Annotated in this window: 17 protein-coding genes and 1 pseudogene; 12 read left to right on the top strand and 6 right to left on the bottom strand. The window is 54.3% G+C overall.

Going from position 1 to position 22,470, the window contains the following annotated elements; translation table 11 throughout:
* Window positions 1–356 precede the first annotated feature (356 nt).
* The 3 genes from ghxP to LY264_RS22715 all read left to right on the top strand — a co-directional run bounded on the left by ghxP (window position 357) and on the right by LY264_RS22715 (window position 4,311).
* Window positions 357–1,706: a guanine/hypoxanthine transporter GhxP gene (ghxP, locus tag LY264_RS22725; protein ID WP_003826632.1), complete on the top strand. Its 1,350-nt coding sequence runs from the start codon at window positions 357–359 to the stop codon at window positions 1,704–1,706.
* A 157-nt stretch (window positions 1,707–1,863) separates the two neighbouring features.
* Window positions 1,864–3,510, top strand: a complete 1,647-nt coding sequence (locus LY264_RS22720; RefSeq protein WP_003826634.1) for a Na+/H+ antiporter — start codon at window positions 1,864–1,866, stop codon at window positions 3,508–3,510.
* Window positions 3,511–3,819: 309 nt separating this feature from the next.
* Complete coding sequence (locus tag LY264_RS22715; protein WP_048227483.1) at window positions 3,820–4,311, top strand: REP-associated tyrosine transposase; 492 nt, start codon at window positions 3,820–3,822, stop codon at window positions 4,309–4,311.
* Between the two features lie 75 nt (window positions 4,312–4,386).
* Here LY264_RS22715 and LY264_RS22710 read toward each other — a convergent pair whose 3' ends face one another.
* Window positions 4,387–5,277, bottom strand: a complete 891-nt coding sequence (locus tag LY264_RS22710; protein ID WP_032942105.1) for a LysR family transcriptional regulator — start codon at window positions 5,275–5,277, stop codon at window positions 4,387–4,389.
* Window positions 5,278–5,378: 101 nt separating this feature from the next.
* Between LY264_RS22710 and LY264_RS22705 the strand changes: the two genes are divergently transcribed.
* Both LY264_RS22705 and LY264_RS22700 read left to right on the top strand, forming a co-directional pair.
* Window positions 5,379–5,789, top strand: coding sequence for a CidA/LrgA family protein (locus tag LY264_RS22705; protein WP_003826638.1), 411 nt, complete (start codon window positions 5,379–5,381; stop codon window positions 5,787–5,789).
* The gene (locus LY264_RS22700) at window positions 5,782–6,471 is read left to right on the top strand and encodes an LrgB family protein (protein WP_003031745.1); all 690 of its coding nucleotides are present in this window, start codon (window positions 5,782–5,784) and stop codon (window positions 6,469–6,471) included. Before LY264_RS22705 ends, LY264_RS22700 begins: the two co-directional genes overlap by 8 nt.
* Before the next feature lie 45 nt (window positions 6,472–6,516).
* Here the strand turns inward: LY264_RS22700 and actP are convergent, their stop codons facing one another.
* From actP to acs, 3 genes are all read right to left on the bottom strand, one after another.
* On the bottom strand, window positions 6,517–8,166 hold the full coding sequence (actP, locus tag LY264_RS22695; protein WP_008786931.1) for a cation/acetate symporter ActP: 1,650 nt from the start codon (window positions 8,164–8,166) through the stop codon (window positions 6,517–6,519).
* Window positions 8,163–8,477: a DUF485 domain-containing protein gene (locus LY264_RS22690; protein WP_003031750.1), complete on the bottom strand. Its 315-nt coding sequence runs from the start codon at window positions 8,475–8,477 to the stop codon at window positions 8,163–8,165. Before LY264_RS22690 ends, actP begins: the two co-directional genes overlap by 4 nt.
* Before the next feature lie 242 nt (window positions 8,478–8,719).
* Window positions 8,720–10,678, bottom strand: coding sequence for an acetate--CoA ligase (gene acs / locus LY264_RS22685; RefSeq protein WP_003826645.1), 1,959 nt, complete (start codon window positions 10,676–10,678; stop codon window positions 8,720–8,722).
* A 434-nt stretch (window positions 10,679–11,112) separates the two neighbouring features.
* On the opposite strand from acs, the gene nrfA reads away from it, so the two are divergent.
* From nrfA to gltP, 7 genes and pseudogenes are all read left to right on the top strand, one after another.
* On the top strand, window positions 11,113–12,549 hold the full coding sequence (nrfA, locus tag LY264_RS22680; protein ID WP_048227482.1) for an ammonia-forming nitrite reductase cytochrome c552 subunit: 1,437 nt from the start codon (window positions 11,113–11,115) through the stop codon (window positions 12,547–12,549).
* Between the two features lie 44 nt (window positions 12,550–12,593).
* Window positions 12,594–13,160, top strand: coding sequence for a cytochrome c nitrite reductase pentaheme subunit (gene nrfB / locus LY264_RS22675; RefSeq protein ID WP_043018095.1), 567 nt, complete (start codon window positions 12,594–12,596; stop codon window positions 13,158–13,160).
* Entirely contained in the window at window positions 13,157–13,828 is a 672-nt protein-coding gene (nrfC, locus tag LY264_RS22670; protein ID WP_003031761.1) for a cytochrome c nitrite reductase Fe-S protein, read from the top strand. Before nrfB ends, nrfC begins: the two co-directional genes overlap by 4 nt.
* Complete coding sequence (nrfD, locus tag LY264_RS22665; RefSeq protein WP_032942109.1) at window positions 13,825–14,781, top strand: cytochrome c nitrite reductase subunit NrfD; 957 nt, start codon at window positions 13,825–13,827, stop codon at window positions 14,779–14,781. Before nrfC ends, nrfD begins: the two co-directional genes overlap by 4 nt.
* An 8-nt stretch (window positions 14,782–14,789) precedes the next feature.
* Window positions 14,790–17,019, top strand: a pseudogene (nrfF, locus tag LY264_RS22660) (heme lyase NrfEFG subunit NrfF).
* Window positions 17,016–17,627: a heme lyase NrfEFG subunit NrfG gene (gene nrfG / locus LY264_RS22655; RefSeq protein ID WP_048227479.1), complete on the top strand. Its 612-nt coding sequence runs from the start codon at window positions 17,016–17,018 to the stop codon at window positions 17,625–17,627. Before nrfF ends, nrfG begins: the two are co-directional and overlap by 4 nt.
* A 344-nt stretch (window positions 17,628–17,971) precedes the next feature.
* Window positions 17,972–19,282 (top strand): glutamate/aspartate:proton symporter GltP, encoded by a 1,311-nt coding sequence (gene gltP / locus LY264_RS22650; protein ID WP_020996087.1) that lies wholly within the window; start codon window positions 17,972–17,974, stop codon window positions 19,280–19,282.
* 78 nt (window positions 19,283–19,360) lie between these two features.
* Here gltP and yjcO read toward each other — a convergent pair whose 3' ends face one another.
* On the bottom strand, window positions 19,361–20,044 hold the full coding sequence (yjcO, locus tag LY264_RS22645; protein ID WP_048215118.1) for a Sel1 family TPR-like repeat protein YjcO: 684 nt from the start codon (window positions 20,042–20,044) through the stop codon (window positions 19,361–19,363).
* A 91-nt stretch (window positions 20,045–20,135) separates the two neighbouring features.
* Window positions 20,136–22,283: a formate dehydrogenase subunit alpha gene (gene fdhF, locus LY264_RS22640; RefSeq protein WP_081305660.1), complete on the bottom strand. Its 2,148-nt coding sequence runs from the start codon at window positions 22,281–22,283 to the stop codon at window positions 20,136–20,138.
* Between the last annotated feature and the right edge of the window lie 187 nt (window positions 22,284–22,470).

The raw sequence follows: 22,470 nt of genomic DNA, 5'->3' as shown, positions 1-22,470 counted from the left end.
ACCTGTTTTCTTGCGCGAGTTGCGCGAAATAAACACGTCGATATTGTAATAACTCCGCGAAATTTGTTGCCAAATTGCGCATTGACGATAACGTTTGCGCATCGACTGGTTATTTCTTGCGCGTTATAAGAAGAAATGAGTAAAAAGCGGCAAAGTTCAGTTGAAAACCAGCGTATGATCGCTGGATAATCGTTTGCTTTTTTTTACCACCCGTTTTTTATGCGCGGAGCTAAACGTTTGCTTTTTTGCGACACCCCTATTGACGCAAACCTGGCACATGGAGAAAACGTTTAGCAGGCAGTGGATTGTCCAGCACGCATAATGACGAAAAAATAAACTCTCAGGGGATGTTTTCTATGTCTACGCCTTCAGCGCGTACCGGCGGTTCACTCGACGCCTGGTTTAAAATTTCGCTCCGCGGCAGTACCGTTCGTCAGGAAGTCGTTGCCGGATTAACGACCTTCCTGGCCATGGTCTACTCCGTTATCGTGGTTCCGGGGATGCTGGGTAAAGCCGGGTTCCCACCTGCTGCTGTATTTGTGGCGACCTGTCTGGTCGCGGGCGTCGGTTCTATTGTGATGGGCCTGTGGGCAAACCTGCCGCTGGCAATTGGTTGCGCCATTTCTCTGACCGCATTTACCGCATTCAGCCTGGTGCTGGGCCAACATATTAGCGTGCCCGTTGCGCTGGGTGCGGTGTTCCTGATGGGTGTCCTGTTTACCATCATTTCCGCGACCGGTATCCGTAGCTGGATCCTGCGCAATCTGCCGCAGGGCGTTGCGCATGGTACGGGGATTGGTATCGGCCTGTTCCTGCTGCTGATTGCGGCAAACGGTGTCGGTCTGGTAATTAAGAACCCGCTGGACGGCCTGCCGGTTGCGCTGGGTGACTTCGATACCTTCCCGGTCATTATGTCGTTAATTGGTCTGGCGGTGATTATTGGCCTCGAAAAACTGAAAGTACCGGGTGGCATTCTGCTGACCATTATCGGTATTTCTGTGGTTGGTCTGATTTTCGACCCGGCCGTGCATTTCTCCGGCATTTTTGCCATGCCGTCTCTGAGTGATGAAAACGGCAATTCGCTGATCGGCAGCCTGGATATCATGGGGGCACTGAACCCGATTGTCCTGCCGAGCGTGTTGGCGCTGGTCATGACCGCTGTCTTCGATGCAACCGGAACCATCCGCGCGGTAGCCGGACAGGCGAATCTGCTGGATAAAGACGGACAGATTATCGACGGTGGCAAGGCGCTGACCACTGACTCCCTGAGCAGTGTGTTCTCTGGTCTGGTGGGTGCAGCTCCGGCGGCGGTTTACATTGAATCCGCAGCGGGTACGGCGGCAGGCGGTAAAACTGGCCTGACAGCGATCACCGTTGGCGTGTTGTTCCTGCTGATTCTGTTCCTCTCTCCGCTCTCTTATCTTGTACCTGTGTACGCAACGGCACCTGCGCTGATGTATGTGGGTCTGTTGATGCTGAGCAATGTTGCGAAAATCGATTTCGCTGACTTTGTCGACGCAATGGCAGGACTGGTTACGGCCGTATTTATCGTGCTGACCTGTAACATCGTTACCGGCATCATGATTGGCTTTGCTACCCTGGTAATTGGCCGCATCGTTTCTGGTGAATGGCGCAAACTGAACATCGGCACCGTGGTGATCGCCATCGCGCTGGTGGCCTTCTACGCCGGCGGTTGGGCTATCTGATTCTGATTTCCTGATGATCCTAAAAACGGGTGGCTTTGGCCGCCCGTTTTCATTTTCAGAACACACTCGTTGTCTTTTGCGTTACTCTCAATTAGATAGAATTGAGGCACGACGCCTCTCATTAGCAATCATAAGAAACATCGCAAACAGGGAACGCATGGAAATCTTTTTCACCATACTCATCATGACCCTTGTGGTCTCGCTGTCGGGGGTATTTACTCGCGTATTGCCCTTCCAACTTCCTTTACCTCTTATGCAGATCGCCATCGGCGCCTTGCTGGCGTGGCCGACGTTTGGTTTGCATGTGGAATTCGATCCTGAGCTGTTCCTGGTTCTGTTCATCCCGCCGCTGCTCTTTGCCGATGGCTGGAAGACGCCAACGCGTGAGTTTCTTGAGCACGGGCGAGAGATTTTCGGCCTGGCGCTGGCGCTGGTGCTGGTCACGGTGGTCGGCATTGGCTTTATGATTTACTGGCTGGTGCCGGGGATCCCTCTCATCCCAGCCTTTGCTCTGGCTGCTGTGCTATCGCCAACCGATGCCGTCGCACTTTCCGGCATTGTGGGAGAGGGACGTATACCGAAGAAAATCATGGGTATCCTGCAGGGCGAAGCGTTGATGAACGACGCCTCCGGTCTGGTCTCTCTGAAGTTTGCCGTCGCCGTGGCGATGGGGACGATGGTGTTTACCGTTGGTGGCGCAACGCTTGAGTTCTTCAAAGTGGCGATTGGCGGCATCCTGGCTGGTTTTGTCGTCAGTTGGCTGTACGGCCGCTCCCTGCGCTTTCTCAGCCGCTGGGGCGGTGACGAGCCGGCAACGCAAATCGTCCTGCTGTTCCTGCTACCGTTTGCGTCTTACCTAATTGCGGAACATATCGGCGTTTCCGGTATCCTCGCGGCGGTCGCTGCCGGGATGACGATCACCCGTTCCGGGGTGATGCGCCGCGCGCCGCTGGCGATGCGTTTACGTGCTAACAGTACCTGGGCGATGCTGGAGTTTGTATTTAACGGCATGGTCTTCTTGCTGTTAGGGCTACAGTTACCGGGAATTCTGGAGTCTTCTTTGGCGGCGGCTGAGGCCGATCCGAATGTTGAAATCTGGATGCTGTTTACCGATGTCGTGCTGATTTACGTGGCGCTAATGCTGGTGCGTTTTGGCTGGCTGTGGACCATGAAAAAGTTCAGTCTGCGCTTCCTGAAGAAAAAACCGATGGAGTTTGGATCCTGGACGACGCGTGAAATCATGATCGCCTCTTTTGCCGGTGTACGCGGGGCCATTACCCTCGCCGGTGTGCTCTCCATTCCACTGTTGTTACCGGACGGTAGCGGCTTCCCGGCGCGATATGAGCTGATCTTCCTTGCCGCAGGCGTGATCCTGTTCTCGCTGTTTGTTGGCGTGGTGATGCTGCCGATTCTGCTACAACATCTGGAAGTGGCAGACCACTCGCAGCAGCAGAAAGAGGAACGTATTGCCCGCGCCGCCACGGCAGAAGTGGCGATTGTCGCGATCCAGAAAATGGAGGAGCGACTGGCCGCAGACACCGAAGAGAACATCGATAACCAGTTGCTCACCGAGGTGAGTTCACGCGTGATTGGTAACCTGCGCCGACGCGCCGACGGGCGCAACGATGTGGAAAGCTCGATGCAGGAAGAAAACCTCGAGCGACGTTTCCGCCTGGCAGCGCTGCGTTCAGAACGCGCGGAGCTTTATCACCTGCGCGCCACGCGTGAAATCAGCAATGAAACGCTGCAAAAACTACTGCACGACCTGGATTTGCTGGAAGCGCTGTTGATTGAGAATCAGTAAACGATAGCGCCTGATGCGCTACGCTTATCAGGCCTACAAAACCGGCAACAGCGATGTAGGCCGGATAAGGCGCTAGCCGCATCCGGCGAAGGGGTGCCTGATGCGCTACGCTTATCAGGCCTACAAGACCGGCAACAGCGATGTAGGCCGGATAAGGCGCTAGCCGCATCCGGCGAAGGGTGGGCCAAATGCCGCGCAACTGGCTGCAAGAAATTATTCATCGTGTAATTTGCGAGCGGCTTTCCTGAACGAATCCATCCCTCTTGTCGATTCCCTCTTTTCTCCATACGGTTGAGGAAAGGGGGAAACATGTCCAACTATCGACGAAATTACATCAATGGGGGAACCTGGTTTTTTACGGTAAATCTGCAGGACCGTCGAAGCCATCTTCTGACTCCCAACATTCACGCGCTTCGGTGTGCAATCGCTGCGGTCAATAAGGTTAGGCCTTTTCGCATCAATGCGTGGGTCGTTTTACCCGAGCATATGCATTGTATATGGACGTTACCTGGCAATGATGCGGATTATTCCTCTCGCTGGCGGGAAATTAAGAAGCATTTCACCCACTCATTGTCTTCCCGACATATCTGGCAATCTCGCTTTTGGGAGCACACCATCCGTGATGAACATGATTATCGCCAGCATGTTGATTATATTTACATTAACCCGGTGAAGCACGGTTGGGTAAAGCAGGTACAGGCTTGGCCTTTTTCAACATTTCATCGTGATGTGAGGCACGGTTTGTACCCGCAAGATTGGGCAGGTGAAATCATGGATTTTAATGCGGGTGAACGTGCCTGATGCGCTACGCTTATCAGGCCTGCAACACCGGCATACCGATGTAGGCCGGATAAGGCGTTAGCCGCATCCGGCATTTTACGACGCTTGCGGTAGCCAAAACCCTTCACAGCATTTGAGCCACGCCTGGGCGCTGTGCGACAGATACACGCCTTCGCGCCAAATCATGCCCAACTGCCAGCGTAAGTCACTCTCCAGAGGGATCCAGCGCAACGTTTGCTTATCCAGCCGCTGGCAAATCGGCTCCGGTAAAATGGCAATCCCGACCCCGGCTTGTACCATTGCCGCCAGAAAATCCCACTGCCCGCTGCGCACCGCGATGCGGGGTTTGACGTTGTGTTGGCTAAACAGCTCAAGCAATTGGCGGCTCAACGCGAAATCTTCGTTGTAGATAAGCAGCGGATGTTCCGCCAGCGCCTCGGGGGAAATGGATTCGCACGTTGTCCACTGACCGGAGCGAGGAACCAACACGCAGAGTGGATGGCTAAAAAGCGGTAAGGTTGCCAGACCGCTCTCTTCTTCAACTGGCAGCGCGGTCATCGCGACATCCAGGTCACCGTTCATTACCGCCTGCTGAACGGTTAAGCCGCCAAATTCAGAGACCTTCAGCTCAACGCCGGGATAGCGCTGGCGAAACAGGCCGATCGGCCCAGCCATTAACATCCCCACCATGGGCGGGATACCGAGGCGCAGCACGCCCTTGTTGAGGTGATTTATGTCACTGAGTTCCGCTTCAAGCTGGCGAAACTCGGCAAGGATCGCCAGGCCGCGTTCGAAAACGACCTGCCCGGTATCGGTTAACAGCAGTCGCCGACCATCGCGGATTAACAGCGTGCAGTTAAGCTCGTCTTCAAGGTTCTTCAACATCTTGCTGATGGTGGGCTGGGTGACAAAAAGCTTCTCCGCTGCGCGGGTAAAGCTCTGCTGACGAACCACCTCAACAAAATATCGCAGCGTTCTGATATCCATGATTATTCCTTAAGACTATGCCTGCAATGAGTTTAATTCATTTCAGTCCTGGACGGGGGCTCTCTATACTGGCGCTCTCTATTTTTTAAGGACATACCCTCATGGCTGTGGCGATAAGCCGCGTGACGCCTGCTGTTATTCATCGACTCCAGATTCCCGTTCAGGTTCTGTTGTATGCAGGTCTCTTTGTATTTGCTCAATATCTTGTCTCCTGGCTGCATCTGCCGCTTCCTGCCAACCTGGTCGGGATGGTGCTGATGCTGGCGTTAATTGTCTGTCGGGTTATCCCGCTGAACTGGATTCGCGCAGGTGCTCGCTGGTTACTGGCTGAAATGCTGCTGTTTTTTGTTCCGGCGGTGGTCGCCGTTGTGAACTACACGCAGCTGTTGCTGGTTGATGGCTGGCGTATATTTGCCGTGATTGCGATCAGTACGCTGATGGTGCTCGGCGCAACGGCGTGGGTGGTGGATAAAGTGTATCGCTATGAAATGCGCAGGCTAAACCGTGAGTAATTTCCAGTTAAGCGTGTTGTGTCTGGTGATTACGCTGGGTATCTACTTTGCCAATAAGCGCCTGTATCGCCGTTTTCGTAAATTACCCCTAATGCCATTAGTTCTCACCCCGGCCCTGCTGGTGCTGATGCTGGTCTTCGGCCATATCTCCTGGCAAAACTATATCGGTGAATCGCACTGGTTGCTGTGGTTGTTAGGCCCAGCGACCATCGCGTTTGCCGTTCCGGTGTATGACAACCTTGCCGTGATTAAGCGTCACTGGATGTCGCTGACGGCGGGCGTGGTAACGGCAACGCTGGTGGCCGTCACCAGTTCCGTATGGCTGGCGCGCCTGTTTATGTTGCCTGATGAGATCCAACGCAGTCTGGCGGTGCGCTCCGTCACCACACCGTTTGCGCTGGCGGCGGCAGAACCGTTGGGCGGGCAGCCGGACCTGGTGGCATTGTTCGTGGTGGTGACCGGCGTATTTGGTATGGCGGTCGGCGATGTGCTGTTTTTACGGCTTTCCATTCGTGAAGGGATGGCGAAAGGCGCAGGATTTGGCGCAGCATCGCACGGCGCAGGCACGGCACGCTCTTATGAACTCGGTCAGCAGGAAGGGGTCGTTGCCAGCCTGGTGATGATGCTTTCCGGCGTGGTAATGGTGCTGGTGGCACCGCTGGTGGCGAGGCTGATGTTCTGAGAAAGGATGTAATCCTCCGGCCCGAAAGCCGGAGGAGAAGGGAAGTTAGTGCGCGCGACCTTGTTCTACGCCGTACCCGGTCTGGGAACGGATGAACTGAGCACGGAACTGCTCGCGTTCGCGGTTGCCTTCTTCTGAGTTGTCGGTGGCAGAGAAGAACCAGATCCCGAGGAATGCTACGCTGATGGAGAACAGCGCCGGATACTCATACGGGAAAATGGCTTTTTCGTGACCGAGGATCTGGACCCAAATCGTTGGACCAAGAATCATCAGCACCACTGCCGTCAGCAGGCCTAACCAGCCACCCAACATTGCGCCACGCGTGGTCAGTTTCGACCAGTACATAGAGAGCAGAATGATGGGGAAGTTACAGCTCGCCGCGATGGCGAAAGCCAGGCCGACCATGAATGCGATGTTCTGGTTTTCGAACAGCACGCCGAGCACGATGGCAATCACGCCCAGCACCAGCACGGTGATTTTCGAAACCCGCAGCTCTTCACGTTCGGTGGCGCCTTTGCGGAACACGTTGGCGTACAGGTCGTGAGACACTGCCGATGCGCCCGCCAGCGTCAGACCGGCAACCACCGCCAGAATGGTGGCAAACGCCACGGCTGAGATGAAGCCGAGGAACAGGTTACCGCCCACCGCATTCGCCAGGTGAACCGCCGCCATGTTATTACCGCCAATCAGCGCGCCCGCAGCATCTTTGTACGCCGGATTAGCACCTACCAGCATGATTGCGCCAAAGCCGATGATAAAGGTCAGGATATAGAAATAACCCATAAAACCGGTGGCGTAGAACACACTCTTACGTGCTTCACGGGCATCGCTAACCGTGAAGAAGCGCATCAGGATGTGCGGCAAGCCCGCCGTACCAAACATCAGGCCGAGACCTAACGACAGTGCGGAGATTGGGTCTTTTACCAACCCGCCCGGGCTCATAATGGCTGAACCTTTCGGGTGTACCGCCATCGCTTCGGTGAACAGATTATTGAAGCTAAAGCCGACGTGCTTCATCACCATAAAGGCCATAAAGCTGGCACCGAACAGCAACAGTACGGCTTTGATGATCTGTACCCAGGTGGTCGCCAACATGCCGCCAAACAAAACGTACATCATCATCAGCACGCCAACCAGTACGACAGCGATGTGATAGTTCAGACCAAACAGCAGCTCAATCAGCTTACCTGCGCCAACCATCTGCGCGATCAGATACAGCGCAACCACCACCAGGGAACCACAGGCGGACAGAATACGGATTGGCCCTTGCTTCAGACGATAAGACGCAACGTCTGCAAAGGTGTAACGACCCAGGTTACGCAAACGCTCAGCAATCAGGAACAGGATAATTGGCCAGCCGACCAGGAAGCCGAGTGAATAGATCAGCCCGTCATAACCGGAGGTAAAGACCAGCGCGGAAATCCCGAGGAACGATGCCGCCGACATATAGTCGCCCGCAATCGCCAGCCCGTTCTGGAAACCGGTGATGTTACCGCCAGCGGTGTAGTAATCATTACGTGAACGTACGCGCTTAGACGCCCAGTAGGTAATGCCGAGCGTAAAGATGACGAAAATCAGGAACATAATAATCGCCTGCCAGTTGGTTGGCTGGCGTTGGACTGCACCGCTAATAGCATCCGCCGCGTTTGCGGCGAAGGGCAGCGTGGCGGCAAGCGCCGTCAGGACTCTCTTCATGATGCTTTAACCTCGTGCAAAACCGCATTGTTCAGGCGATCGAATTCACCGTTTGCCCGCCAGATATAGATCCCGGTCAGGATGAAGGAGATAAGGATCACACCGACCCCAATCGGAATACCGCGGGTGACGCTGGTTCCCGCGTGTAGCGGAGTACCCAGCCATCCCGGCGCAAAGGCAATCAATAATATAAAGCTGATATAAACTGCCAGCATGATGATGGACAGAATGGTGGCAAACCGTTGCCGTTTTTCTACTAACTCCCTGAAACGCGCACTGTCTTCTATCCGCTGATAAATTTGGTCATTCATCACAGAGCTCTCCAGAGGTCCCCCTGCGTCTTTCGTGCTACAGGTTCGTTGGCCGCACTCGCCCACCCCAGTCACATAGTGAACTATGCTCTTGGGGATGTGCTCGCTTGCCGCCTTCCTGTAACACGAAATCCTTTGGGGGAGGTTTTTTATATTTCCCTCCCGGTGAAGAGAGGGTAGGGTCAGATTTGTAGGCCGGATAAGACGCTTTCGCGTCGCCATCCGGCATTTTCAGGACTTTGTTATGATGGCATCGCGATGGCCTGCTTCTCTTCGAGCAGTTTCTCCACGACGCCAGGATCGGCGAGGGTCGAGGTATCGCCCAGATTGCTGGTATCGCCCGCCGCGATTTTGCGCAGGATGCGGCGCATGATTTTGCCGGAGCGGGTTTTCGGCAGTGAGTCGGTCCAGTGCAGCACGTCTGGCGTTGCCAACGGACCAATTTCTTTACGCACCCAGTTGCGAACCTCGGCGTACAACTCAGGTGACGGCTCTTCACCGTGATTCAGCGTGACGTAGGCGTAGATCGCCTGGCCTTTAATATTATGCGGAATTCCCACCACCGCGGCTTCGGCAATCTTCGGATGCGACACCAGCGCCGATTCGATTTCAGCCGTTCCCAGACGGTGGCCAGAGACGTTCAGCACATCGTCCACACGTCCGGTAATCCAGTAATAGCCATCTTCGTCACGGCGCGCGCCGTCGCCGCTGAAGTACATATTCTTGAAGGTAGAGAAGTAGGTTTGCTCAAAGCGTTCGTGATCGCCAAACAGCGTTCTCGCCTGGCCTGGCCACGAGTCGGTAATCACCAGGTTGCCTTCGGTCGCGCCTTCCAGCGGATTACCTTCGTTATCGACAATCGCAGGCTGCACGCCAAAGAACGGACGGGTTGCGGAACCGGCTTTCAGCTCGGTAGCGCCCGGCAGTGGGGTGATCATGAATCCCCCGGTTTCGGTCTGCCACCAGGTATCGACGACCGGACATTTTTCGTTGCCGATCTTCTTCCAGTACCACTCCCACGCTTCCGGGTTGATCGGCTCGCCAACGGAACCAAGGATACGCAGCGACGAACGGTCAGTACCTTCAATCGCTTTGTCGCCTTCTGCCATCAGTGCGCGAATGGCGGTCGGTGCGGTATACAGAATATTGACCTGGTGCTTGTCCACAACCTGTGACATACGCGCAGGCGTTGGCCAGTTTGGTACGCCTTCGAACATCAGCGTGGTTGCGCCGCAGGCCAGCGGGCCGTACAGCAGGTAGCTGTGTCCGGTTACCCAACCCACGTCAGCGGTGCACCAATAGATATCGCCTTGATGGTAATCAAACACGTACTTAAAGGTGGTTGCAGCGTAGACCAGATACCCGCCGGTAGTGTGCAGCACGCCTTTCGGCTTGCCGGTTGAACCGGAGGTATACAGGATAAACAGCGGATCTTCCGCGTTCATCTCTTCCGGTTGGTGTTCTGAGCTGGCTTTCTCGATAAGATCGGACCACCACAGGTCACGGCCTTCCTGCCACTCCGTTTTACCACCGGTACGTTTGAGGACGACCACATGTTCAACGGTCTTCACGTTCGGGTTTTTCAGCGCATCATCGACGTTCTTTTTCAACGGGATAGCGCGTCCGGCGCGTACGCCTTCATCGGCGGTGATCACCAGGCGTGAATTAGAGTCGATGATACGTCCGGCGACGGCTTCCGGTGAGAAACCACCAAAGATGACAGAATGCACGGCCCCAATGCGGGCACAGGCCAGCATGGCAACCGCAGCCTCTGGCACCATCGGCATATAAATGGCCACCACGTCACCTTTTTTAATGCCTAAATCCAGTAGCGTATTGGCGAAACGGCAGACATCGCGATGCAACTCGCGATAGGTAATGTTTTTGCTTTGGGTAGCGTCATCGCCCTCCCAGATAATGGCGGTACGATCGCCGTTTGCCTGCAGATGGCGGTCAAGGCAGTTTGCGGCCAGGTTCAGGGTGCCGTCTTCGTACCATTTAATAGACACGTTGCCTGGTGCGAAGGAGGTGTTCTTCACCTGGCTGTACGGCTTGATCCAATCAAGAATCTTTCCCTGCTCGCCCCAAAATGTGTCGGGTTCGTTAACGGATTGCTGGTATTTCTCTGCGTACTGCTCCGGATTTATCAGGCAACGATCCGCAATGTTTGCGGGAATAGCGTGTTTATGTATTTGGCTCATGGCTTTTGTTCTCCTTGTAGGATGTTAATAATATGTCTCATAAACGTTAAATGTAGGGGCTTTGAGAGTTTTGTTTAGTATTTGCGCGGCAGATCACGCAATAAACGAATTGTGCAAATTAGCGACAAACTGAATTTTGAAGGGAACTAGCAAAAATTGATTAAATCTCGCGATAACATGCAGTTACCTAAAGGATTGTTGAAAAGGTGATCTGTCTCTGAATTAGACAAAAGAGTGAGAGATTAGAGGGGTGTTATAACTCTAAAGTGGTATTTTACATACACTTACAATTGATTAAAGACAACATTTTAAGTGTGGTTTCTTGTTACAAATAGGGTGGAGCAATGTCATGACAGTATTCGTGTGGTTGCTGTTGTGGAAAACAATAAAAGAACCGCCATTGCAGATAATGGCGTCATCTGGATGAGACCCCTATGGCAAGGATAAAATCACGCGTACGCCGTTTCTTCAGCCTGTTATTACCTTTATTATTTATTTCTGCTGTTCACGCTGAACAAACTTCTGTACCTGCAAAAACCGTCACCGTTGAAGCGAAGAATGAAACTTTCGCACCTCAGCATCCCGATCAATATCTCTCCTGGAAAGCCACGTCTGAGCAATCAGCCCGTGAAGATGCGCTGGCAGAAGATCCGCGTCTGGTGATCCTGTGGGCGGGATACCCATTCTCGCGCGATTACAATAAACCGCGGGGACACGCGTATGCCGTGACCGATGTCCGTGAAACCTTACGCACAGGCGCACCAAAAACGGCAGAAGATGGTCCGTTGCCGATGGCCTGCTGGAGCTGTAAAAGCCCGGACGTAGCGCGTCTTATCCAGAAAGATGGTGAAGATGGCTACTTCCACGGTAAATGGGCGCGCGGCGGTCCGGAAATTGTTAACAACCTCGGTTGTGCGGATTGTCATAATACCGCGTCACCAGACTTCGCCAAAGGCAAGCCAGAACTGACCCTGTCGCGTCCTTATGCAGAACGCGCGATGGAAGCCATCGGTAAACCGTTTGAGAAAGCCGGTCGCTTTGACCAGCAATCCATGGTCTGTGGCCAGTGCCACGTGGAATACTACTTCGACGGTAAAAACAAAGCCGTTAAGTTCCCGTGGGACGACGGCATGAAAGTCGAGAACATGGAGAAATACTACGACAACATTGCTTTCTCTGACTGGACCAACTCCCTGTCTAAAACGCCGATGCTGAAAGCGCAGCACCCGGAGTATGAAACCTGGAGTGCGGGCATTCACGGCAAGAACAACGTGACCTGTATCGACTGCCACATGCCGAAAGTGCAAAACGCGGAAGGCAAGATCTACACCGACCATAAGATTGGTAACCCGTTCGATAACTTCCCTCAGACCTGCGCGAACTGCCACACCCAGGACAAAGCGTCCCTGCAAAAAGTGGTCGCCGAGCGTAAACAGGCCATTCATGACCTCAAAATCAAGGTTGAAGATCAGCTGGTTCATGCGCACTTCGAAGCGAAAGCCGCATGGGATGCTGGTGCGACTGAAGCGGAAATGAAGCCGATTCTGGAAGATATCCGCCACGCACAATGGCGCTGGGACCTGTCTATCGCCTCACACGGTATTCATATGCACGCGCCGGAAGAAGGTCTGCGGATGCTGGGTAGCGCAATGGATAAAGCCGCCGACGCGCGTACCAAACTGGTCCGTCTGCTGGCGACCAAAGGCATCACGCATGAAATTCCGTTGCCGGATATCTCGACCAAAGAGAAAGCCCAGGCGGCGATTGGTCTGAACATGCAGCAAATCAATGCTGAGAAGCAGGACTTCATCAAAACGGTGATTCCGCAGTGGGAAGAACAGGCACGTAAAAACGGTCTGTTAAGCCAATAACCCCATTCCGCCCCGCAAGGGGCGGATAACTCAACGGAGTGAATATGAGCGTATTACGTTCGTTATTAACTGCTGGGGTGCTGGCGTCAGGCTTGTTATGGAGCCTGAGTGGAATCACTGCCACGCCAACGCCGCAGGAGTCGGATCAACGCTGGACGGTTACCCAACAGCGTAATCCGGATGCCGCCTGTCTGGACTGTCATAAGCCGGATACCGAAGGCATGCATGGTAAGCATGCGGAAGTCATCAACCCGAATAACAAATTGCCGGTCACCTGCACCAACTGTCACGGCCAGCCGTCACCGAACCACCGTGAAGGGGTGAAAGATGTGATGCGCTTTAATGAGCCGATGTACAACGTGGAGCAGCAGAACAGCGTCTGTATGTCCTGTCACCTGCCTGAGCAGCTGCAAAAAGCGTTCTGGCCGCACGATGTCCACGTAACCAAAGTGGCGTGTGCCAGCTGTCACTCACTGCATCCGAAGCAAGACACGATGCAGACGCTGAGCGATAAAGGACGGATCAAGATTTGCGTCGATTGCCACAGCGATCAGCGTAACAATCCGAACTTTAACCCGGCGTCGGTACCGTTGCTTAAGGAGCATCCATGAGTTGCTCTCGTCGCCAGTTTATCACCGGCGTCGGCGCGCTGGTGGCAGTGAGCGGGACGGCGGGGCGCGTTGTGGCGAAGACGCTGAACATCAACGGCGTGCGTTACGGTATGGTACATGATGAGTCATTATGCATCGGCTGTACGGCCTGTATGGATGCTTGTCGCGAAGTCAACAACGTGCCGGAAGGTGTATCGCGTCTGACGATTATTCGCAGTGAGCCGCAAGGAACGTTTCCTGATGTGAAGTATCGCTTCTTCCGTCACTCGTGCCAGCACTGCGACCACGCTCCCTGCGTCGACGTCTGCCCGACGGGGGCATCGTATCGCGATGCCGCCAGCGGCATTGTGGATGTGAACCCGGACCTTTGCGTTGGCTGCCAGTACTGCATCGCCGCGTGTCCTTATCGCGTGCGCTTTATCCATCCGGTGAGCAAAACGGCGGATAAATGCGATTTCTGCCGGAAAACCAACCTGAAAGCGGGTAAACAGCCCGCCTGCGTTGAGTCATGCCCGACGAAGGCGCTGACGTTTGGTAATCTGGACGATCCTAACAGCGATATCTCCCGTTTGTTGCAGCAGAAAACGACCTACCGTTACAAGCTGGCGTTGGGTACAAAACCGAAGGTCTACCGCGTTCCCTTTAAATTTGGGGAGGTGAGCCAATGACATCCGCTTCTGCATTTCATTTTGAATCCCTGGTGTGGGACTGGCCCATTGCCATCTATCTGTTCCTGATTGGCATCTCAGCCGGACTGGTTACGCTGGCGATTCTGCTGCGTCGTTTCCATCCGGAGGCGGGTGGTTCGGACAGCACGCTGTTGCGCACTACGCTGGTGTTAGGCCCAGGGGCAATTATCCTCGGTCTGTTAATTCTGGTGTTCCACCTGACGCGTCCATGGACTTTCTGGAAACTGATGTTCCACTACAGCTTCACTTCGGTGATGTCGATGGGGGTCATGCTGTTCCAGTTGTACATGGTGGTGCTGGTGCTGTGGCTGGCAAAAATCTTTGAAAAAGAGGTGATTGCTCTGCAACAGCGCTGGCTGCCGCGGTTAGGTATCGTGCAGAAAGTGCTAACGCTGATCGCGCCGTTCCATCGTGCGCTTGAGACGTTAATGCTGGTGCTGGCGGTCCTGCTCGGGGCGTACACCGGCTTCCTGCTGTCGGCGCTGAAATCCTACCCGTTCCTGAATAACCCGATCCTGCCGGTGCTGTTCCTGTTCTCCGGGATCTCCTCCGGGGCAGCGGTGGCGCTGATCGCCATGGCGTTACGCCATCGTAGCAACCCGCACAGCACTGAAGCACATTTCGTGCATCGCATGGAAGTCCCGGTGGTGTGGCTGGAGATCTTCCTGCTGGCGGCGTTCTTTGTTGGTCTGGCGCTGGGCGATGACGGCAAAATGCGCGCGCTGGCGGCGGCACTGGGCGGCGGTTTCTGGACCTGGTGGTTCTGGCTTGGCGTGGCTGGGCTTGGGCTGATACTACCGATGCTGCTAAAACCCTGGGCCAACCGCAGTTCGACGTTTCATGGCGTGCTGGCAGTGTGCGGCGCCAGCCTGACCGGCGTACTGCTGCTGCGCTTTTTTATACTCTATGCGGGTCAGCTAACCGTTGCGTAAGGTGATATCTGGACGTTCTCCTTCCTGAAGCCGGTTTTCTGGCGCTGTTATTAAGCCTCGGGGTCAACGTGTTGACCCCGCTTGCCGTGTTGGTGGGTGTCCGCCAGCGCTGGCAAGGGGTGATGCGCCTGGCAAGCGTTGGTGTGTGGGCGCAATTTGCCCTGCTGCTGCTGGCTTTTGTCATTCTGGTATTCTGCTTTTTGACCAGCGATTTTTCGGTGGTCTACGTTGCTCAACACAGCTATAGCCTGCTGCCGTGGGGATTAAAACTGGCGGCGGTGTGGGGCGGTCATGAAGGATCGCTGCTGCTGTGGGTGCTGTTTCTTTCCGGCTGGAGCGCGCTGTTCGCTTTACGCTATCGGCGTGATACCGACGCGCTGTTTCCGCTGACGCTCAGCGTTCTTTCAATGATAACGGCCCTGCTGCTGCTGTTTGTGGTGGTATGGTCCGATCCGTTCGTGCGCATCTTCCCGCCTGCCATTGAAGGGCGCGACCTTAACCCGATGCTGCAACATCTCGGGTTAATCCTCCATCCACCTCTGCTGTATCTGGGTTACGGTGGTTTGATGGTGGCGGCAGGCGTGGCGCTGGCCTCGCTGCTACGTGGTGACTTTAATGCGCAGAGCGCCTGGGTGTGCTGGCGCTGGGCGCTGCCCGGCTGGTGCGCGCTGACGCTGGGAATTATCCTCGGCTCCTGGTGGGCCTATTGCGAGCTGGGCTGGGGCGGCTGGTGGTTCTGGGACCCGGTTGAAAATGCCTCCTTATTACCCTGGCTTTCCGCCAGCGCGCTGCTGCATAGCCTGTATATCACGCGCCAGCGCGGAATCTTCCGCCACTGGTCGCTGCTACTGGCGATCGTCACGCTGATTTTATCGCTGCTTGGGACGCTGATTGTACGTTCCGGCATTCTCGTTTCGGTGCATGCTTTCGCGTTGGATAACGTCCGCGCCGCGCCACTGTTTGCGCTGTTTACCGTGTTGAGTCTGGCGTCGCTCGGGCTGTACGCCTGGCGGGGCCAGCAAGTCCGGCAGAATGCGCGTTTTGGCGGTTGGTCACGCGAGATGCTGATTCTGGTTGCGCTGCTGCTCTTTAATGCGGTGCTGCTGATTGTGTTGATTGGCACGCTCTACCCGATGATTTACGGGCTGTTCGGCTGGGGACGGCTCTCCGTAGGCGCACCGTACTTTAACCGCGCTACGCTGCCCTTTGGCCTGCTGATGCTGCTGGTTATCGTGCTGGCAACGGTCAGAAGCCGCAACGTGTCTTTCCGCATCCAGCTTCCGGCACTGCTGGCGCATGCCGGGGTGCTGGTGTTTGCGGCGGGGATCGTCTTTTCCAGCGGTAGCCGTCAGGAGATAAGCCTGAACCTGAGCCCTGGGCAGCAGGTTGAACTGGCGGGTTACATTTTCCGTTTTGAGCGTCTCGACCTGGAAGCCAAAGGTAACTACACCAGTGAAAAAGCGCAGATCACTCTGTGGCACAATGAGAAACGTATTGGCAGCCTGCAACCTGAAAGGCGCTTCTATGCCGCGCGCCGTCAACAGATGATGGAGCCGGGGATCCGCTGGAATCTGATGCATGACTGGTACGCGGTAATGGGTGAAAAAACCGGACCTGACCGCTATGCCATGCGTTTGTACGTGCAGACCGGCGTGCGCTGGATTTGGGGTGGGGGACTGTTAATGGTCTTTGGCGCGATGCTGAGCGGATGGCGAGGGAGAAAGCGCGATGCGTAAATTAATTACAACGTTGCCGGATGGCGGCGTAAACGCCTTATCCGGCCTACAGGGGGCGCGAACCGTAGGCCGGATAAGCGCAGCGCCATCCGGCAAAAAGTTTTTACTCTTAACGCTCGTCCTGTTTTTCATCACTTTCGCCACCCATGCCCAGGTGGTGGACACATGGACGTTTGCCAACCCGCAGCAGCAGGAACAAGCGCTTTCTATTGCCAGCCAGCTTCGCTGCCCACAGTGTCAAAACCAAAACTTGCTGGAATCCAATGCACCGGTAGCGGTTAGTATGCGCCATCAGGTTTATAGCATGGTGGCGGAAGGGAAAAGCGAAGCCGAGATAACGACATGGATGACCGAGCGTTATGGTGACTTCGTGCGCTACAACCCGCCGCTGAATGAGCAAACGCTGCTGCTGTGGGCGTTGCCGTGCCTGCTGTTATTGCTGGTAGGTGTGGTGGTCTGGCGAGTGAGAAGACGTCAGCATACGGAGGAAGGTGAACAATGAACCAGTCCGAATCGCTGTTACGCCCAATGCCTGTGAAGCGGCTGACCGCTGCGGCGGTGCTGATGGTTGTGGCCTGCATTGGAGGCTACTTGTTGACGCCAAAATGGCAGGCGGTTCGTCAGGAGCAAACGAGACTGGCAGACCCTTTACATGCTTTCTCCGATGAAAATGTTCAGGAAAAACAGTTGCTTTTGCTGCAATTGCAGATTCGCGCTAATCCCCAGGACGGCGTGAAATGGGCGCAACTCGGGGAGTACTATCTTTGGCAAAACGCGTATCATAATGCGCTGCTGGCCTACGAACAGGCGCTGCGTGTCGGCGGTGAAAATGCTGAGATCTATTCAGCGATGGCAACGGTATTGTATTACCAGGCCGGACAACATATGACGCCGCCCACTCGCGAGATGATTGATAAGGCTCTGGCGCTGGACCCGGCAGAGGTCACCGCGCTGATGCTGTTAGCCTCAGATGCGTTTATGCAGGCAGACTACGCCCAGGCTATTTCAGTGTGGCAAAAGGTTATGGATTTAAATTCGCCTAGGGTGAACCGGGCACAGCTCGTTGACTCTATTAATATGGCGAAGTTATTGCAGAATCGGCAAAAATAAATTTGTTTTTTTTGTGATTTGTATCATTTGGCCTGTTTAAAAAACAGGCAAACGAACAAATGGGCGAAAAAAACTCACACCATGACTTCTTCATTTTTGAACATATTAAAATTCTTTTATAACAAAAAGTTATTCATCAATACCGCGATAAAATTGCATTTTTATGCATAAAATCAGCCAAAAGCCCTGTTCTTAGAGGGTTGCGCGGAATGCCATGCAGATGATAATGATAATAAGCGTTAAAAAACTCCATAAACGAACGCAACACAATTCATACCCTTTCAGTATGTACTATTCCCACACACCGCATGTGGAATAGCGCTCCATCGAGGAAGTCCGTTGTTATGAAAAATTTGAAAGTCAGCCTGGCATGGCAGATTCTAATCGCCATGGTGCTGGGCATTCTGCTAGGGAGTTACCTGCATTACCATAGTGACAGCCGTGAATGGCTGGTTGTAAACCTGCTGTCACCGGCGGGCGATATCTTTATCCATCTGATCAAAATGATCGTTGTGCCCATTGTCATCTCTACGCTGGTTGTCGGTATTGCCGGAGTCGGTGATGCAAAACAGCTGGGCCGCATTGGCGCCAAAACTATTCTCTATTTCGAAGTGATCACCACCGTGGCGATTATCCTTGGGATCACGCTGGCTAATGTGTTCCAGCCGGGTTCCGGGATTGATATGTCGCAACTGGCGACCGTAGATATTTCGAAATATCAAAGCACGACTGCAGAAGTACAGAGCCACGCGCATGGTTTGATGGGGACAATTTTGTCACTGGTGCCGACCAATATCGTCGCCTCGATGGCAAAAGGCGATATGCTGCCGATTATCTTCTTCTCGGTGCTGTTCGGTTTAGGCTTGTCTTCCCTGCCGGCAACTCACCGCGAACCGCTGGTTACCGTGTTCCGTTCTATTTCCGAAACCATGTTTAAAGTGACCCACATGGTTATGCGCTATGCGCCAGTCGGCGTTTTCGCGCTGATTGCCGTTACCGTCGCGAACTTCGGTTTTGCCTCTCTGTGGCCGCTGGCGAAGCTGGTGCTGTTGGTGCACTTTGCCATCCTGTTCTTCGCGCTGGTGGTGCTGGGGATTGTCGCGCGTATCTGCGGTTTGAGCATCTGGATCCTGATCCGCATTCTGAAAGACGAGTTGATTCTGGCTTACTCTACCGCCAGCTCCGAGAGCGTACTGCCGCGTATTATCGAGAAGATGGAAGCCTATGGCGCGCCAGCTTCAATCACCAGCTTTGTGGTGCCGACCGGCTACTCATTCAACCTTGATGGTTCAACGCTGTACCAGAGTATTGCTGCGATCTTTATTGCACAGCTGTACGGTATCGACCTGTCGCTGTGGCAGGAAATCGTGCTGGTGTTGACGTTGATGGTGACCTCGAAAGGGATTGCGGGCGTGCCGGGCGTATCATTCGTGGTGCTGCTGGCAACGCTGGGCAGCGTGGGGATCCCGCTGGAAGGCCTGGCGTTTATTGCTGGTGTTGACCGTATCCTCGACATGGCGCGTACCGCGCTGAACGTGGTGGGTAACGCACTGGCGGTGCTGGTTATCTCCAAGTGGGAACACAAATTTGACCGCAAAAAAGCGCTGGCCTATGAGCGCGAAGTATTAGGTAAGTTTGATAAGACCGCCTTGTAGGTCAGATAAGGCAACGCCGCCATCCGGCAACCTGCTCCGGGTTGCCTGATGGCGCTACGCTTATCAGGCCTACAACGACTACCCGTTGGTTAACTTTTCAAACTCTTCGCAGCCGGTATCGAATCCTTCCGTACAGCTCAGATTCAGCCAGTGCAGTGCCTTCTGTTTATTCTTCACGATAAAACCCTGCTCACCGTTTAAGAACATCATCCCGGCCCAGTATTCGGAATAGCCGGTGCGGGAAATGGCAGAGCTACGTTTGAAATACCACGTCGCTTTCTCATCGTCTGCAGGAATACCCACGCCGTTGGCGTAAATCAGCCCAAGCAGCATTTGCGCGTCGACGGCGGAGTCGTTTTCCAGGTCCTCGGAGGCGTTTTGCAGCAAGGTAATGGCTTTGGGGTAATCGGTGTGTCCAGCCTGAGTGTTGACCAGAATACGCGCCAGCGTAATTTCCCCGGTTTTACTGCCTGCCTGGGTCGCTTTTTCCGCCAGCGTTTTGGCCTGGGGGTAATCCAGACTGACCGGGTTAGTAATCTTAATCTGTGCCAGCAATGCGTAAGCATCGGCATCACCATTGTCGGCGGCTTTTTGCGCCCAATATTCCGCTTTACCCAAATCGCCTGAGCTAAACCAGGTATCAGCGAGGAAATATTGTGCACGTCGGTCTCCGGACTCGGCGGCTTTCAAAAACTGACTACCGGGCTCTTCGGCATGGACAAAGCATGTCATTAACACCATCAAGGCGAAAAGTCGTTTCATCTTATATTTAGATTTAGTGTAGGGAATGAACAGTATAGAGAGATTATGTGCATAAAAAAACGGCCTCCGAATGGAGGCCGTCAGGGGAAGCTTAACCCATCGCGCTTTCGCGTAGGCTGGCTTTCAGCTTGGTGTACTCATCAATGACATACTGCTCGGCAGCGCGCTGATCGGCAATGCGTTCAACGTTTACAGCACAGTACTTGTACTCCGGCGTTTTGGTAATCGGACTTAAGTTCTCGGTTACCAGTTCATTACATGCACCAATCCACCACTGGTAGGTCATGTAAATCGCGCCTTTGTTTGGACGATCGCTGACTGCCGCACGGGTAATGACCCGGCCTTTACGCGAGTTCACCCACACCAGCTCTTCATCCTGGATGCCCAGGCGTTCTGCGTCGGCGGTGTTGATCTGGGCATAGCCCGGTTCATCCGCCAGCGCGGCCAACGCCGCACAGTTACCGGTCATCGAACGGCAAGAGTAGTGGCCGACTTCACGCACTGTAGACAGTACCATCGGGTACTCCTCAGTGAGTTTGTCGATTGGCGCTACCCAGTCGCAGGTGAAGAACTGCGCCAGGCCGTTCGGGGTGTCGAACTTCTCTTTGAAGAGATAAGACGTACCCTGGTCGGCTTCTGAGGTGTCGCGGCAAGGCCACTGGATATAACCCAGTTCGCCCATTTTCTCGTAAGTGGCACCATAGAAATCCGGGCACAGATGACGCAACTCGTCCCAGATTTCCTGGGTGTTGTTGTAGTGCATCGGATAGCCCATACGGGTGGCGATTTCACTGATAATCTGCCAGTCCGTTTTCAGATCCCACTTCGGCTCAACGGCTTTAAAGAAGCGCTGGAAGCCACGGTCAGCTGCGGAGAATACGCCTTCATGCTCACCCCATGACGTAGACGGTAAAATAACGTCTGCGGCAGCGGCAGTTTTGGTCATGAAGATATCCTGCACGATAACCAGTTCCAGATCCTCAAAGCCTTTGCGCACTGCGGAGAGTTCAGCATCGGTTTGTAATGGATCTTCACCCATGATGTACGCCGCGCGGACTTCGCCATGCGCTGCACGGTGCGGCAGTTCGCTGATGCGATAACCGGTATGAGCAGGCAGACTTTCCACGCCCCAGGCTTTAGCGAACTTCTCGCGGTTAGCCGGATCTTTCACATACTGATAGCCCGGATAGGTATCCGGCAGCGCGCCCATGTCACATGCGCCCTGAACGTTGTTCTGCCCACGAACCGGGTTAACGCCCACGCTCGGCTTACCGAGGTTGCCGGTCAGCATTGCGAGGCTGGTCAGTGAACGCACGGTTTCCACGCCCTGATAGAACTGGGTAACACCCATGCCCCACAGGATTGCCGCGCTTTTCGCCGTGGCATACATACGTGCAGCCTGACGAATATCCTGCGCGCTAACGCCCGTGATATCTTCGACAGACTCCGGCGTATAGCCTTCGACGATCTTGCTGTACTCTTCGAATCCTTCCGTACGGGAGGCGACGAACGCCTGGTCGTACAGTTTTTCTTCGATGATGACATGCCCCATGGCGTTGAGCAGCGCGATGTTCGAGCCGTTTTTCAACGCGATGTGCATGTCGGCAATACGCGCGGTTTCAATTTTGCGCGGATCGCAGACGATGATTTTCGCCCCGTTACGTTTAGCATTAATCACGTGATTCGCCACGATCGGGTGGGAATCCGCCGGGTTATACCCGAAGATGAACACTAAATCCGTGTTATCAATTTCATTGATAGCATTACTCATTGCGCCGTTACCGACCGATTGGTGCAGACCTGCAACCGATGGGCCGTGTCAGACGCGAGCGCAGCAGTCAACGTTATTGGTACCAATAACGGCGCGCGCGAATTTTTGCATTACATAGTTGGTTTCGTTACCTGTACCGCGAGATGAACCGGTCGTCTGAATAGCGTCCGGGCCGTACTTCGCTTTGATGGCGCTCAGGCGATCGGCGACGTAATTCAGCGCTTCATCCCAGGAAACAGATTCCAGTTTGCCGCCACGCTGGCGACGGATCATAGGGGTTTTCAGACGAGGGGTCAGGATCTGGGTATCATTGATAAAATCCCAGCCATAGTAGCCCTTCAGACACAGGGTACCCTGGTTGGTTTTCCCCTGCGCCGCTTCAGCCCGGACGATTTTGCCGTTATCGACCACCAGGTTGATTTTGCAACCTGATGCGCAATATGGGCAAACCGTGACGACTTTTTTCATCGGTCTCGCTCCAGTTAATCAAATCGCGCATACGCGCTTGTCGTTTTTGTTATGCATCTTTTATGCCATGTTTTTATCAGGGGCATTAGTCGATATTACGGGCGAATTTTGCGCAAAACCCTGACGAAAAACAGGCTGTCGTCATATTTGACGTGACGAATCTCCAATACGTGACGCCCCGGCAGTG

It is taken from the genome of Citrobacter portucalensis (assembly GCF_023374935.1).
In the GTDB taxonomy this organism is placed as follows: Bacteria; Pseudomonadota; Gammaproteobacteria; order Enterobacterales; family Enterobacteriaceae; genus Citrobacter; species Citrobacter portucalensis.
The sequence above is the reverse complement of the archived record's forward strand: the minus strand, read 5'-3'. Positions and strand labels throughout refer to the sequence as shown.